This window comes from Pseudoxanthomonas yeongjuensis (genome assembly GCF_010093345.1).
In the GTDB taxonomy this organism is placed as follows: Bacteria; Pseudomonadota; Gammaproteobacteria; order Xanthomonadales; family Xanthomonadaceae; genus Pseudoxanthomonas_A; species Pseudoxanthomonas_A yeongjuensis.
Genome location: NZ_PDWT01000004.1, coordinates 159,204 through 174,134, shown reverse-complemented (window position 1 = coordinate 174,134; position 14,931 = coordinate 159,204). Strand labels below are relative to the sequence as shown.

Annotated in this window: 13 protein-coding genes; all 13 read left to right on the top strand. The window is 57.6% G+C overall.

Annotated elements, in window-relative coordinates; all coding sequences use genetic code 11:
• Window positions 1–3: 3 nt before the first annotated feature.
• The 13 genes from virB11 (at window position 4) to CSC74_RS12700 (ending at window position 14,531) form a co-directional block, all read left to right on the top strand.
• A complete protein-coding gene (virB11, locus tag CSC74_RS12760) occupies window positions 4–1,041 on the top strand; it encodes a P-type DNA transfer ATPase VirB11 (protein ID WP_162314860.1) in 1,038 nt (345 codons plus the stop codon).
• Window positions 1,038–1,235, top strand: coding sequence for a hypothetical protein (locus CSC74_RS12755; RefSeq protein WP_162314859.1), 198 nt, complete (start codon window positions 1,038–1,040; stop codon window positions 1,233–1,235). The genes virB11 and CSC74_RS12755 overlap by 4 nt, the downstream gene beginning before the upstream one ends.
• A gap of 183 nt (window positions 1,236–1,418) precedes the next feature.
• The gene (locus CSC74_RS17755) at window positions 1,419–2,165 is read left to right on the top strand and encodes a lytic transglycosylase domain-containing protein (RefSeq protein ID WP_211369635.1); all 747 of its coding nucleotides are present in this window, start codon (window positions 1,419–1,421) and stop codon (window positions 2,163–2,165) included.
• A gap of 61 nt (window positions 2,166–2,226) precedes the next feature.
• Entirely contained in the window at window positions 2,227–2,586 is a 360-nt protein-coding gene (locus tag CSC74_RS12745) for a TrbC/VirB2 family protein (protein WP_425501461.1), read from the top strand.
• A 22-nt stretch (window positions 2,587–2,608) separates the two neighbouring features.
• Window positions 2,609–2,914, top strand: coding sequence for a VirB3 family type IV secretion system protein (locus CSC74_RS12740; protein WP_162314858.1), 306 nt, complete (start codon window positions 2,609–2,611; stop codon window positions 2,912–2,914).
• Between the two features lie 109 nt (window positions 2,915–3,023).
• Window positions 3,024–5,480, top strand: a complete 2,457-nt coding sequence (locus tag CSC74_RS12735; protein WP_162314857.1) for a VirB4 family type IV secretion/conjugal transfer ATPase — start codon at window positions 3,024–3,026, stop codon at window positions 5,478–5,480.
• An 86-nt stretch (window positions 5,481–5,566) separates the two neighbouring features.
• A complete protein-coding gene (locus tag CSC74_RS12730) occupies window positions 5,567–6,340 on the top strand; it encodes a hypothetical protein (RefSeq protein WP_162314856.1) in 774 nt (257 codons plus the stop codon).
• Between the two features lie 60 nt (window positions 6,341–6,400).
• On the top strand, window positions 6,401–7,570 hold the full coding sequence (locus tag CSC74_RS12725; protein WP_162314855.1) for a TrbL/VirB6 family protein: 1,170 nt from the start codon (window positions 6,401–6,403) through the stop codon (window positions 7,568–7,570).
• Between the two features lie 16 nt (window positions 7,571–7,586).
• Window positions 7,587–8,126, top strand: a complete 540-nt coding sequence (locus CSC74_RS12720; RefSeq protein ID WP_246193223.1) for a DUF4189 domain-containing protein — start codon at window positions 7,587–7,589, stop codon at window positions 8,124–8,126.
• A gap of 250 nt (window positions 8,127–8,376) precedes the next feature.
• Window positions 8,377–9,285, top strand: a complete 909-nt coding sequence (locus tag CSC74_RS12715) for a hypothetical protein (RefSeq protein WP_162314854.1) — start codon at window positions 8,377–8,379, stop codon at window positions 9,283–9,285.
• Window positions 9,286–9,381: 96 nt separating this feature from the next.
• Window positions 9,382–11,292 (top strand): peptidoglycan-binding protein, encoded by a 1,911-nt coding sequence (locus CSC74_RS12710; protein ID WP_162314853.1) that lies wholly within the window; start codon window positions 9,382–9,384, stop codon window positions 11,290–11,292.
• A gap of 280 nt (window positions 11,293–11,572) precedes the next feature.
• Window positions 11,573–12,439 (top strand): hypothetical protein, encoded by an 867-nt coding sequence (locus CSC74_RS12705; protein WP_162314852.1) that lies wholly within the window; start codon window positions 11,573–11,575, stop codon window positions 12,437–12,439.
• A gap of 40 nt (window positions 12,440–12,479) precedes the next feature.
• Window positions 12,480–14,531: a peptidoglycan-binding protein gene (locus CSC74_RS12700; protein ID WP_162314851.1), complete on the top strand. Its 2,052-nt coding sequence runs from the start codon at window positions 12,480–12,482 to the stop codon at window positions 14,529–14,531.
• Window positions 14,532–14,931 lie beyond the last annotated feature (400 nt).

The following is a 14,931-nucleotide window of genomic DNA, read 5'->3' as shown; positions in this document are numbered from 1 at the left end:
GGCATGGATATCGATAATTCGCCGGTCGCCCGGGTTTCGAACGAGTTCCTGAACTACCAGTACGACGTGCTGGGCATCCTCGATTACATGAGTTCCCCGGATGTCACGGAAATCTGCATCAACAAGCCTGGCGAGGTCTATCTGGAAACCAGGGAAGGCTGGCAGTGCGTCGAGGTGCCAGGCCTCAATTACGAGCGCGCGCGCCAGTTCTGCACAGCTGTGGTGAATGAAAGCAACACCGGCCAGCGCATCACCGATACCGACCCGGTGGTCTCGTTGACCTTCCCGACCGGGCAACGCGCGCAGTTCGTGATCCCACCGGCCTGCGATGCGGGCAAGGTGTCCATCACCATCCGTCTGCCGTCGAAACATACCAAGACCCTGCTGCAATACCAGGAAGACGGGTTTTTCGACCAGATCCTGGAGCAGGGCCACACCCTGAGCGACCATGACCGCGAATTGCTTGAATTGAAGTATTCGCGCAACTACGCCGAGTTCTTCAAGAAGGCGGTGCTGTACAAGAAGAACATCGTGGTTTCCGGCGCCACCGGCAGCGGCAAGACCACTTTCATGAAATCGCTGGTCAACCATATTCCCGAGAGCGAACGGCTGGTGACCATCGAGGATGCCAGGGAATTGTTCATCAGCCAGCCCAATGCCGTGCATCTGCTTTATTCGAAGGGCGGCCAGAGCACCAGCAACGTCACCGCCAAGAGCTGCATGGAGGCATGCCTGCGCATGAAGCCCGACCGGATCATCCTGGCCGAGTTGCGCGGCGATGAGTCTTTCTACTTCATCCGCAATTGCGCGTCCGGGCACCCGGGTTCGATCACCAGCTGCCACGCCGGCAGCACCATCCAGACCTGGGACCAGCTCGCCCTGATGGTCAAGGCATCGACGGAAGGAGCAGGGTTGGAGTTCGCGATCATCAAGCGCCTGCTGCTGATGACCATCGATATCCTGGTCCACATCAAGGCGCATGCAGGACAGCGCTATATCACCGGCATTGATTTCAATCCCGAACGGAATTTCGTGGAATGAACATGCCGCGGCAATGGATGGCCATGACCGGCCCGGCAGTACCTCTCGGGAAGTTCCTGTTCGCCGATCTGGTTGCTCATGCAACAAAAATGTTGGGTAACCTGGTTACTTCTGTTGGCGTATTGGGTGCTGATGCGTCCTGCAACGTAATCGAGTCAGCCCATCGTTTGAAATTTGTGATGCGGTTTGCGTAATGAAACGGATCGTCGGCAAAGAGTGAGCCTCGTCAGACATTTCATTGGCCCATTGACATCTCAATGGGGCTAATGAAATATGAAAACACAAGGATAGTGCGAGTTTCAGTTCATCGGTCTGATGGCTGACTGGTCGTCGGATGTTGGAAAGCGTGTATAGGGAGGTGCGCGGTGATACTTGGCATGGAGCTGATGAATTGTCCTGATCTGGCGGTCCCGCTTGATGTCATGCACCATGTCGTGCGCGTCGAGTCTTCCCGCAATCAGTTTGCGATCGGGGTAGTCGGCGGGCATCTGGTCCGGCAGCCGCAGAACCTTCCGGAAGCGCTGTCGACCGTGCGCATGCTCGAGAGCCGTGGCTACAACTTCTCGATCGGTCTGGCCCAGGTGAATCGTTACAACCTGGGCAAGTACGGACTCGATTCCTACGAAAAGGCATTCCAGGTCTGTCCCAACCTGCAGGCGGGTTCACGCATCCTGGCCGATTGCTACAGTCGCTCCGGTGGGGACTGGGGTAAATCCTTCAGCTGCTACTACTCCGGTAATTTCGTTACCGGCTACCGGCACGGTTACGTGCAGAAGATCTACGCATCGATGCGCGGCGTGGCGCCTGCGACGATCGATGCGGCAGGGCCTATTCCGGTAGTGAGCCGGCCATCGCGTCGCTCGGTAGGCATTACCCGTTATCCGGTTTATGCCGCGCCTGTACAGCCGGGCATGCAACGCGTGATCGCCACCACCGAACCCCCGAAGCCCATGCAGGATCCTGCGCCCGCCGGGCCTGTGATCCTGGAATCCGTACCTGCACAGGCCCCTGTCGCTGCAGGCGCAGTAGCGTTGGCTCAGCAACCAGCGCAAAGGCCAGTCGCCGTGGACGAAGCCGCAACCGATGCCGGCATGCCATCCACCGATACCGCATTCGTCTTCTAGAGCAAGTCATCCCCCGGAAACGCCCCTGTTCCACAACACACAATCCACAAGGAGATCCACCATGAAACCAGTCATGTCCAAGGCAATCGAGCATCAGGTCAAGAGCGTTTTCTCCGCATTCTTCATGGCCGTCCTGTTCGTAGGTGCCCTGATCGTTCCCGAAATGGTGATGGCGGCACCTGCTGATTTCGGAGGCGCCGATACCAAGGTGTGTGGCTTCTTCGAGAATATCAAAGGCCTGCTCAACATCGCTTCCATCGCGGTAGTGACCATCGCCATCATTTTCGCCGGGTACCAGATCGCTTTCGCGCACAAGCGCATCGCCGACGTGGCGCCGATCCTCATTGGCGGTCTGTTGATTGGCGCCGCTGGCCAATTGGCCAGGATGCTGATGGGTGCCGATGGCGGTGCCTGCGTCTAACTGGCTACCTTGCTGACCTTAAATGCAAAAGAACGTACTTTTCCGCGGCTGCACCCGTCCGGCCATGTTCTTGGGCGTTCCCTACATGCCCTTCTTCATGGTGGCCGGCGGGTGCCTGCTGTTTGCGATGTACTTCAATCTGCTGTTCCTGTTGATGTTGCCCGTGGTCATGTTCGTGATGCGGCAGATGGCACGACGCGACGAAATGATCTTTCGTCTGATCGGTCTACGTTGGCAATTCAAGTTCAGGGCCCGGAACAAACAGCATCATTCGGGTATGTGGGTGTTCTCACCCAACAGCTATCGGCAGAAGCCGGCGGGCAAGTAGCAAACCGGGCGGCCAACATGGCCGCCCGGTCGGGGAGTGCCCTGCAAGTCGAGCTCCATGCAGGGTGTGATCGGAATAAACAGGAAACCAACGGCAGTACACAAAGCGCATGTTCAACCCAGATGCCTCCATCAGCGAGTTCATACCGTTCTCGACCCATGTATCGCCATCGGTACTGAAGACCACGGGTGGCGATTACCTGCTGGTTTGGCACTTGGGTGGGCTGCCGTTCGTGGGCCGGGAAGAGTGGGAGATAGAACACCGCCACAATACGTTCAACCGCATGCTGCAAACCCTGCGCGCACCGGATTTCGTGAACGTGGCTTTCTGGGTGCACGACGTGCGCCGCAAGCGCCGGATCAAGGACAGCAGTCTGTTCGAGCAGTCCTTCAACCAGCAGATGTCGGATGCCTATTTCGAGGCCCTGTCCTCGCAGAAGATCATGCAGAACGAGCTTTACCTCACCATGATCTATAGGCCTGTGGTGACGGGGAAGCGCTTCGTCGAGAAATCGACGAATACCGCCCAGTTGCAGTCCGAACAGGACCAGGCGATCGGCAAGATCCAGGAACTCGCAGGCAATGTCGAAGCGGTGCTCAAGGATTATTCTCCCTATCGACTGGGGATGTACGAAGCCAGCAACGGAATCGTGTTCTCTGAAGCGCTGGAATTCTTCGGTTACCTGCTCAATCGCATCGATGAGCCGGTGCCCGTGTTGCAATCGCCGGTGCACAGCTATTTGCCGGTAAGTCGCCATATGTTCTCGGACAAGACCGGCGACTTCATCATCAACACCCCCAATGGCGTCAATCACTTCGGCGCCATCCTCAACATCAAGGAATATACGGACGGAACCTACCCGGGCATCCTCAATGGGCTCAAATACCTGGATTTCGATTACGTAATCACCCACTCCTTCAGCCCGATGGGCAGGCAGGACGCACTCAAGGTGCTTGATCGCACCAAGGGCATGATGATCTCCTCCGGCGACAAGGCGGTAAGCCAGATCGTGGAGCTGGACCATGCGATGGATCAGCTGGCTTCGGGAAATTTCGTTCTTGGTGAGTACCATTTCACCCTGGGCGTCTACGCCGATAGCCAGGAGAAGCTCTCGCAGAACATCGCCACTGCGCGCGCCGAATTGTCGAATGCTGGTTTTGTCTCGGCCAAGGAAGACCTGGCCGTGGTCTCGTCGTTCTACTCGCAATTGCCAGGAAACTGGAAATTCCGTACCCGAATCGCCAACGTAAGTTCGCTCAATTTCCTGGGTCTCTCGCCGCTGCACAACTTCGCTTCCGGAAAGAAGGACAACAATCCGTGGGGCGATTGCGTAACCACTCTGCAGACCACGAATGGCCAGCCGTATTACTTCAATTTCCACGCCACGCATCCTGCGGAGAACTCATTGGGTGAGAAGGCGATCGCCAACACCATGGTCATCGGAAAGTCCGGTACCGGCAAGACCGCGTTGATCAATTTCCTGCTCAGCCAGGTGCAGAAGCTGAAGCCCTCGCCGACGATCTTCTTTTTCGACAAGGACCGGGGCGCGGAAATTTTCGTGCGTGCGTGTGGCGGAAATTATCTGGCTCTTGAGAACGGTCGTCCTACCGGATTCAATCCCTTCCATTGCGAACGCAATGAAGCCAACGTGCAGTTCCTGGCCGACCTGATCAAGGTGCTGGCGGGAAAGCTCAGCTATACCTCGCGCGACGAGGAAGACATCTTCCGGGCGGTCGAGAACATGCTCGATACGCCGATGCATTTGCGCAACATGACGAATTTCCAGAAGAGCCTGCCCAACATGGGCGACGATGGATTGTTCGCGCGCATGCGCCGCTGGACGGCAGGCAATTCCCACGGCTGGGTGTTCGACAACCCCGTGGACACCATCGACATGCAGAAAGCCAACATCATCGGCTTCGATTACACCGACATCATCGACAACCCCGAAGTGCGTGTGCCGGTGATCAATTACCTGCTGCATCGCCTGGAGGCCTTGATCGACGGACGCCCGTTGATCTATGTGATGGACGAATTCTGGAAGATCCTCGACGGTAAGGGCGGCCTCAAGGAGTTCGCCAAGAACAAGCAGAAGACCATCCGCAAACAGAATGGCTTGGGCATCTTCGCCACCCAAAGCCCGGAAGACGCGTTGGCCAGCGATATCGCTGCCGCCCTGATCGAGCAGACCGCGACCATGATCCTGCTGCCAAACCCTAATGCCAGCCGAGATGACTACATCAATGGCCTCAAGCTGACCGAAGCCGAATACCAGGTGGTCGTCAGCCTGGACGAGCGCTCACGCTGCTTCCTGGTCAAGCAAGGTCACGCCTCCAGCGTGTGCCAGCTCAACCTGCGTGGTATGGACGATGCATTGGCAGTGATTTCGGCTTCGACAGACAACATTGAGATCATGCATCAGGTGCTGGCAGAACGAGCCCGCGTAGAGGGCATTGAATCCGATGAGCTGCGCCCGGAGCAGTGGCTTGAACAGTTCTACGCCAGCCGGAAGGGATCTGGAAAGAGCAGTACAAGATCTCCCGAAGGGCGAAAAGCCATCGCATAACGATTATTTCAATGAGTCAAGGTTTCGGCGAAAGATCAGTGGAAAATTTGTTCACGTGCTATGGCTACGGACTATAGGAGAAAGCAATGAAAGCTGAATTGTCATCTGCGAACAAGCGCAATAGTAGTCGCCCGCTCGCCTTGTCTCTGCTCGCGACCATGATGGTGGCAGCGGGCAATGCGCAAGCCATTATTCCCGTGACGGATGCGGCTCACATAAGCTCCACTTTGACGAGCTGGTTTGGGGAGTGGGGCAAGACAGCTGCGCAATGGGGGAAGGAAGGTGCGCAGTGGAAGCAGACTTGGGATCACTACTTGCAACAACTTGTGATGATGAAGGGTCTCACGATGTCAATGGGCCTGGACAAGGGCGTGAACCTGGAGCCGGTTGACGAAAACACTTACATGGTGGCCGAGCGCTGTGGTTCTGGATTCAGTCTCGGTAGTTTGACCAAGATGATCAGCCTCAATAGCTCCGGAAACATCTACGAACAGCAAAAGCAGATATGCGGGAACATACAGCGCGTGCAAAACATGAAGTACAACCTCACGGTTAAATTCATGAAGGACAACGTGCCGAAGATGGAAGACATGCTCAAGGAGATAGAGAACGAGCGCAATGCCAACAACAATCAAGGCACCGTCGAAGGCACCACCAGCAAGTCCGCACAAATGAATAACTCGATCGCTTTGAACTTCCAGAATTACCAGTCGCAGATTACGACTTATGACGCATATGTAGAGACGCTTGAAGGCACCCAACGAACCTTGACGCAGGGTGCTCTGAAGGGAAAGCAGGGAATGCTCGGCGCTTTCGTGAAAACCGCGGCACTGAAGACTGCCTTGGAAGTCGGCGACTGAATTTTCTTCAATGAGATTTTCGATAGTCAAAGCGGTGGCTTTTAAAGGATAAGAGCAAAGATGAGCAGGGGAGTTGATATCGTGGGTGGATTGCTGGGAAGCAATGGATGGCTGGAGTGGCTCCATCCGAAAGTGCAGTCCGTCGGGGACTTCGTCTTCTTCCGGCTCATCCTGACGTACCTGCGGGAAGAGATACGCGATTTCGGTATCAGCCTGATGGGCAATGCCATGCAATGGGTAGGCGGCATTGCGCTTACCCTACTGACGCTATGGATCATGATCCAGGGCTATCGCATCGTGACGGGCCAGTCGCGTGATTCGATGATGGCGCTGGTGACGAGCTCGCTGAGAGCGGTATTCATTCTCACAGCTGCCACCACAATGGCCATGTTCGGCTCGGACCTGCATAAATTCCTCAACGAGGATGTCAAGAACGAGATCAACCATGTAGTGACGGGCGATGATGAGTCCCCGGAAGATCAGATCGACAAGAACCTGGCCTGGATGCAGGTTGCCCTGTCGAGCATCGATGGGCTGGACGTCATGGGTGACCCAACCCTGGACGGTCAGAAGACGCGTGCCATGTGGTTCATAGGTATAGGTGCCGGTGGCCCGGCGATTACCGGAGGTACGATGTTGTTGTTGTATGAGGTCGCCATGGCCTTGTTTATCGGACTAGGTCCAATCTTCATCCTGTGCCTGCTGTTCGATCAGACCAAACCATTGTTCCAGCGATGGCTTTTGTATGGCATAGGCACGATGTTCTCGATGGCGGTGCTCAGCGCCATGGTGTCGATCGCCTTGGCGATGGTCACCCGGGTGGCCGCCGCATTTTGGACTACCGCTCTGGCGGGTTCTCTGCTGGGTGAGAATTTCAGCGACGGCATGACCAGCCAGGCGATGCAGCAGGGCGGTATGGGCCTGATTCTCACGGCCTTGATCATCAGTGCGCCACCCATGGCGGCGATGTTTTTCCAAGGGACCTTAGGCCAGTTTATGGCGTACTCTCAATTTGGTGGCGGTGGAGGTGCTGTAGGCCATCGTCCTGGCGAGTCAGGATATCAGGGGGGGAATGGATCACATATTGCATCGGCGCCACAGAATAGCCAACAGACAACGCAGGCACTACCCACTCAGCCAGCCAACACGAGAATAGCTGGCGCCCCAGAGCCGTCAGTGGACGTAACGGCCGGTCAGCGTGGATTAGCAAACAAGGGGCCAGTATCCTGAGCTTATGACTAGTGCAATGGGTATAGAGATGAATATCTGGCGATTACTGATTCTATGCTTGCTGGGCGTCGGCTCGTTTGCTCATGCTGAAGGTGGAACCTGCCCACCCGGCTACTACCCACAAGGAGGGCAGGGCGCAATGGGCTGTGCTCCAATTCCGAATTATCAAGGCGGCGCCAGCGGAAGTTCTCCTATAGAGCGCCCTCAAGGTCATTGGAAACTTACTTGGGGAGCAATAGCTATGGACTACAGTGGAGATGTTGGAGTCACAGTTGGGAAGTTCTCAGAGAATGACGCCAAGCGCGATGCTTTAGCACGCTGTGCTACTTGGGGGGCTAAGAAGTGCAAGATCGAGATCACTTACAACAATCAATGCGCTGTGATTGTGAAGCCAATGCGTGATGGTGAGATTTCTGCTGGAACAGCGGTTGTTCAAGGTGGACCATCAATTGAAGCTGCCACTCGACTTGCCATGTCGACATGCGGGGAAAAAAATGAAACTGAAGAGTGCAAAGTTATTTACTCAGACTGCACGAAGCCAGTGTTGGAGTACTAGAAGGTACGTAAGAATCCCCGAAGTCACAGGGCGCACTGAAGGTCGAACGTGATCCCGTCGTAAGGCTGGATCTTTAATAAGGAATTAATCCATGTCGCGAACGCTCCGGTTAGCAAGCATCCAATATTCTAAGTAGATTTGAACAATGTGATCAGCTTCATAATTTATGACTATATTGCGTTCGCTTAACAAAATATTTGTTTTAATGAATTGCCTATAACATATCTTTGGTCCTGCATGGAGCAGCCCTATGACGCACGGAAGAACGATCCTATTGATACTGATAGCGCTGCTGCTCGGGTCTTGCAAAGCCAAGACGCCCGATGAGGTCTCTCCGGCCGCCGTCAACACCCCTACCAATCCGGTAAAGCAGGACACCCCCACTGTGGCCAATGATCATCAGAACGAAGCTGTCACGCAGCCTCCGTCGCCCAGCAGCGCGCTCTATTTCATCTATCAGAAGGATGGCGATGGCGCCTTGTCGTATGAGGTCGAGAATGGAAGCTGGACCACTTACTGGTATGGCTATCAGTTCGACCTGGATGGAAAGCATTACTACACCGGTTTCGCCTACGACACGCCGTTCAAGTTCAGCAAGGCCGAACAGGAAAGCGAGCCTGCTCCGGAAACAAAAGCGACAATCGCCCAGTCGACTTTCTTGCTGACCGCCCCGGGCACGGATAAACCGTGGACTTTCCAGGGTTCGGATCGTTCCGTCGGTGAATTCGGTGCCTATGAGAAGGGCAACGAAATCGACGACAAGCGCGAACCCCAAAGCTACCGCACGCCCGGTGGCAACCTGCTGTTGGCGATCCCCACCTGGTATCTGGCGTCCGGCACGCGGATCAGCTCTTTCGACCTGCTGGTTTTCAACCCCCACGAGCTGACCAAGACCGACCAGCAGCGCTGGGTATATGTCGGCAATGTTGTGGTCGGGGCGGACAACGGCGCCGCCTGTGATGAAGAAGACGGTGGCAAGATCGCCTGCGCCAGTAGCGCCGGCACATTGAGCTTCGTGCCGCAGGCGCAGGACGATCTGCCACTGCTTCGCGTTGCGCGCAGTGGGACGGAAATCGCCGAAGGCGGAAAACTTCGCACGCTGGGGCCGGCCGACAGCGCCGAATATCGCTACGACGCCAACAGCAAGCAATACCAGTAACAGCAACGGTTGACCTATTGCTCAGGACCCACGGATGGGTCCGGTTGACGCAGCGCGGCGGGTTTCGCCGTAACTCAACCCAAAGGAATGAGAATCATGGAACGTGATTACAGCAGGCAGGAAGTCCTCGACATCATCGAAAGCGAGGCGCGGGAACGGAACATTCCGCGCGATGACTTCATGCGCTTCGCTTATATCGAGACCGGCGGCAGCTTCAACGAGCAGGCTTCCCGCGGGGCTGCCGGCGCCAAGGGATTGTTCCAGTTCGTCCCGGATACCGCCGACGCCTACGGAATCCGTGGGCGCGAACTGGATGCGGTAGCCAATACGGATGCGGCGGCGCGCCTCTATCAGGACAACCGGCAGACGTTGGTCAATCGCCATGAACGCGATGGGCGTCCCTATCTTTCCGGTAAGTCCGAGCCCGATGGGCTGGACATGTACATGGCGCATCAGCAGGGTGGTGCGGGCTATCGCTCTATCCAGACGGCGATCGCCACGGGTCATTTCGGCCGCGACGATACCCGCGCCAATATCCTGAACAACGTCAGTTCCCGGGACTTCGAAACGGTTACCGGCACCAGATATGCGGATTTCAGGAACATGTCCGACCGCGACATGGCGACCACGTTCACGCAGTACTGGGACCAGAAATTCGACCGGGTACGGATTCCCGAAAAGGGAATCGAACCCGTGACCGAAGGCGGGCAGACCACCGCGCCCGTGCAGACAGCGCCAACCCCAATCCTCCCGTCGCAGCCTGCCCCCGGTACGACTGCGGAAACCGCGCAAGGAATAGCGTTGACCGCGGCTCATGATCTGAGCGTGAAGTACGACCACGTGAAGTACGCCATGAGCGGCAAGTACCCCGGTGTCGACGGAAAACACCCGGACCAGGGCTATGTCGACTGCTCGGGATGGGTGGCGACCATGCAGAACGCGACCATGGCCGAAATCAACGCCAAGACTGGGCGCGAAGTCTTCGACAAGAATGAACTGTTCAAGCTTGGCACCGATGGCGCGGCGATGATCGTCGACAAGGCCCAGGCACGCTCGGGGGTCATGATCGAGGGCAAGGCCGTCACCCGGGATGTCCTAAAGGAAGGCATGATCATTGGCGAGGACAATGGCCCTACCAAATGGGACGCCGGCCGTTACAAGGGCATAGACCACATCACCATGGTGGTACGCGACCCGAAGAGCGGCGAGCTCGTGATCAGCCAGTCACGCGGCGGCGAAGGCGTTGAGCTGAGTTCGCTGGACGGGTACCTGGAACGCAAGCAGGCGAATGGCGTGAAGTTGTATGCCACGGATCCACTGGCCGAGGCGCGCACGCTGTTGCAGGACAAGCGGCAGGACCAGGTACAAGGCCAAACGCAAGCATCAAATCCGCAAGCGCCGCGAACTGCCGCTTCCGATGGGATGCTCAAGCATGGCGAAAAGGGCGAAGATATCCGCCATCTACAGGACACCTTGAACAAGCTGGGCTACCGCGATCATGAGGGTCGCGCCTTGAAGGAAGATGGCGGTTTCGGCGACCGGACCAAGGAGGCCTTGCAGGCTTATCAGCGAGCGCATGGGCTGAAGGCCGATGGCATCGCAGGCCCGCAAACCCTGGAAGCATTGAAGAAATCGGAGCAAGCGCCCCTGCTCTCCGACCCGCGGCACCCCGACAACGCGATGTTCCAGCAAGCGTTGAAAGGCATGGAGCAACTGGGTCCGCAGGCGTTCAAGAACCGCCAGGAAATGGAGAATGCGGCCGGTGTGGCGGTATTCGAAGCCAAGGCCAGTGGCTTGAAGCAGATCGATCACATCGTCTTGAGCAGCAACGGTACCGGCCTGTTCGCGATGCAGGGTGCACCCAACGATCCGGCCCACCACCGTGTGCATCTGGACAAGGCGCAGGCCGCAGCCGAGCCAATCGAAAAGAGCACGGTACAAGTACAGCAGGAAACCCAGCCAAACGCGCAGCTGGAACGGGAACAACAGCGTTCGATGAAGGTGTAGCTGTCCTTCTTCAAGCCGACAAGAGTCCAAGGAGATGGGCTCTTGCGAGAATCAATTTCTGGACAAGATCGCCATCGTCTGATGTGTCTGATTCGGCATGCTGCTTGTGCGGTCACTATCGATAGGGACGTTCAGGAGTCTGTTCAGTTGCAGGAAATACACGCGAGAATGCGGATGACGATCTAGCTCCATCCACTATTCAATCTCGAGTTTGCGGCGATCGTGTTTCCGTTTCTTCGCTTTCCGCCATTGAGCCGCTGAAGCAGATTGCTTTTTCAACATGACCGAAGGAAACAACCGCATGCATGGAAAGATCATTGTCGCCCTGGCATTGTCCGCCTTGGTAAGCGCATGTGATGCCGCGCCTTCAACGGATACTCAGGCAAGGGCCGCAACCCCGGCCGTGAATGAGCCGGCGCAATCGCAAGTCCGTGCTGCTGAGCGCGTTCTCGAAGGTGTGCTGAAGAAAGACATGGCGTATGTCGATCTGCGTAACGCTGTATTGGCGGAAGGCTGGCTTCCGTTGGTGGACCCGTTATGCGAAGAAAATGTAGGTGGCGAAGCTGCAATCTGCAGCCAGCTTGCGGAGCTTGAATCATGCAGCGGCGATGGCCGTTGTCTCATGCGGTTCGCGCACGGTTCCGACCAAAGCGTGCTCAAGGTCGATGCCTACGGCGATTACACCAAATGGCCGCTCTCCGGCGCGGCGGCGGTACTGAATGTGCGTGGCTGGGAATTTTCACCTGCCCAGGGCGCCACCATGGTCGCGCAATGCCCGTCGCAGAATTTCGAGGATTTCCTCAATGCATTCGCTGGTGACGACGGTGTTCAGAGGGATTTCACCCTCCCGTTGGTCAAGGTGATGCAATACCGCGATGCAGGCGAAGACTACGAAACGTATCCGAGCTACGTGAGCGCGGCGGACTATTCCGGTTTTCGCATTGATCGCGGCGCCGATGGCTTTCATATCGTCGACAGCACCGGCAAGGCCGACCCCATGCCCACGCCGCTGGAGATCAAGCCAGAGGCCGAAGGTTCTTATTACGTGAGTTATCGCTACGGCATGTCGGAAGGCAACTCGTATCGTTTCCAGCATCGGCGCGGTTGCTGGTATCTGGCTGAAGACCCCGACGCGCCCAGCCCTTGATCGCTGCAGTTCCAACACACACTCAGTCTAGGAGACAGTCATGAGCAGGTACAGGATTACGGAAAGTGTAGGAAGTCGCGTCGAGGATGTCGGCAGCTTTCGAGACCTCGAAAAACACCATCCCAGTTCGGGCCGCGAGTCGGGGCGGAATTACGAAACTATCGACGGCGAGTTGGAAGAGGTGCGACGCACCAGCGATGGCCGCACCTTGGTAAAGAAGGATTTCATCCTCAGCCAGGACAGCCCGGGGCCGGTATACGTTCCGTCTCCGGCCGCCGGCTACATCCATTATCTTGGTGACGCGACCAACGCCGTCCGCATTTACGACCGTCCCTTCGGCGAGCCTGGAGCCAGGCTGCTGGCACAATCCCTGCATATGGAGCGCGGCAACTCGCCACCGGAGGGCGCACGCGTCGAGTATGGGCAACGCTTGGGCCAGATGGGCGATACCGGCTCGCCGGGTTCGTTCCATGCGCACGTGGAGATGGAACCCGCGCAGTTCCGGCGTTATGTCGCCGATATAACCAGCGGTGTCATCACCCCTGATTCGTATCCCACAAGGGGCAGCGACGGGCCGGTACCGGTTTCCGTTTCCGCGCTCGCCGACGGCGTGCTGAAGGAAGGCGACCGTGGCCCCGAAGTGACCGCTTTGCAGCAACAATTGAACCAACAGGGGTTTCGCGATGCACAGGGCCGGGTACTGGCCACTGACGGCGATTTTGGCCGGAGTACGGAGCAGGCCGTGCAGGCCTTGCAGCGCGCGCGCGGACTGGAGGCCGATGGCGTGGTGGGCCGCGACACCACTGCTGCCCTGCGCGCGCCTCCACAGCAAACTGCGACCACGCAGCCGTCCATGATTGCTGCGCAATACGGGCCGACCACGCTCAGCAACCTGATCGGCAGCGGTGAAGGCGGGTACAACTCCTACAACCGCGGCCGTGCCGGTGACGCCGACGGCAAGGAAATCGATTTCTCGCAGATGACCCTGGCCGAAATCATGCGTCGCCAGGACCTGCCGCGCAATGATCCCGATCGGCTATTTGCAGTGGGCAAATTCCAGATCATTCCCGGCACCATGGAGGAAACGGTCACCGCGTTGCGGCTGGACCGCAACCAAAAGCTGACTCCTGAATTGCAGGAGCGGATGTTTTCCGACTATCTGGTGGATGAAAAGCGCCCTGCGGTCAACGCGTACATCACCGGAGAAAGCAGCGGACCCGAAGGCCTGCGTCGCGCACAGACCGCACTGGCGCAGGAGTTCGCCAGTGTGGCCGATCCGCGTACCGGTCGCAGCTTCTACGATGGCGATAATGCCGGCAACAGCGCCTCCATCACCCCGCAGCAAGCAGGACTGGCTTTGGAGCAGATGCGTACGCAATACCAAGCCAATATCGCCCGCGGCCTGTCATCCGATGCGGCCTATCGCGGTCTGAGCGGTGAGGCATCGGCGCAAGCGCCACAGCCACAGATCCAATCGCAGGGTCCGGCTGCTGCCACTCTTCTCGCCACTGGTACGCGAGGGCCCGAAGTAGTGCAATTGCAAGAAGCATTGGGCCGTTTTGGTTATCTCGACAGCCAAGGCCGTGCGCTGGCAAAGGACGGCGATTTTGGACCCCGTACACAGCAGGCAGTGCAGGCTTACCAGCAGGCGCATGGATTGAAATCCGATGGCGTGGTGGGTCCGCAGACGCTCGAGGCACTGGCGAAGTCGAAGGAGGCGCCGTTGCTCTCCGATCCGCGGCATCCCGACAATGCCCTGTACCAGCAGGCGGTGAAGGGCATGGAGCAACTGGGGCCGCAGGCGTTCAAGAATCGGCAGGAGCTGGAGAACGCGGCCGGCGCCACGGTGTTCGAGGCCAAGGCCAGCGGCCTGACGCGGATCGACCACGTCGTGCAGAGCAGCAACGGCACCGGACTGTTCGCGGTGCAAGGTGCGCCCAACGATCCGGCCCATCATCGCGTGCACCTGGACAAGGCACAGGCGGCAGCCGAACCGATGGAAAAGAGCACGGTGCAGGTGCAACAGGAAATCCTGAGCCAGCAGCCGCAAGTCCAGCAGCAGGAGCGTGAGCGACGCTCGATGGTTGCCTGAGTGTCGGCTATGCCGAGGTTGCAAGAACCCCTGCCTGGCGGGGGTTCTTGCTGTAGTGGATTCTGTGGCAGGGTTAGGCAAGCAGCCTGTGCGGACCATGGCTGCCGCTCCTTGCGGAAACGCTTGTCACCATGAGCGTGTCGACGAAATAGACCGGTTCCTGCAGCCAGGCATCCAGACCGGCCGCCGATAGCGTCAACTGCGATGAGAGATCATCATGCCTCTGCTGGCCATCGTGGAGTCCAGGAAACCCGTGGACCCATGCCTTACGTATCGGCTGGGGCATCGCCTTCGCGGCTCACGTCGCTCCTACGCGAGCCGGGTCGTCTTCGCTGTTGCGCATGGCGAAGTTTAGCTATTGTTTCCGCGCATCTGATTCCGTACTTACTGGACAGTTCGA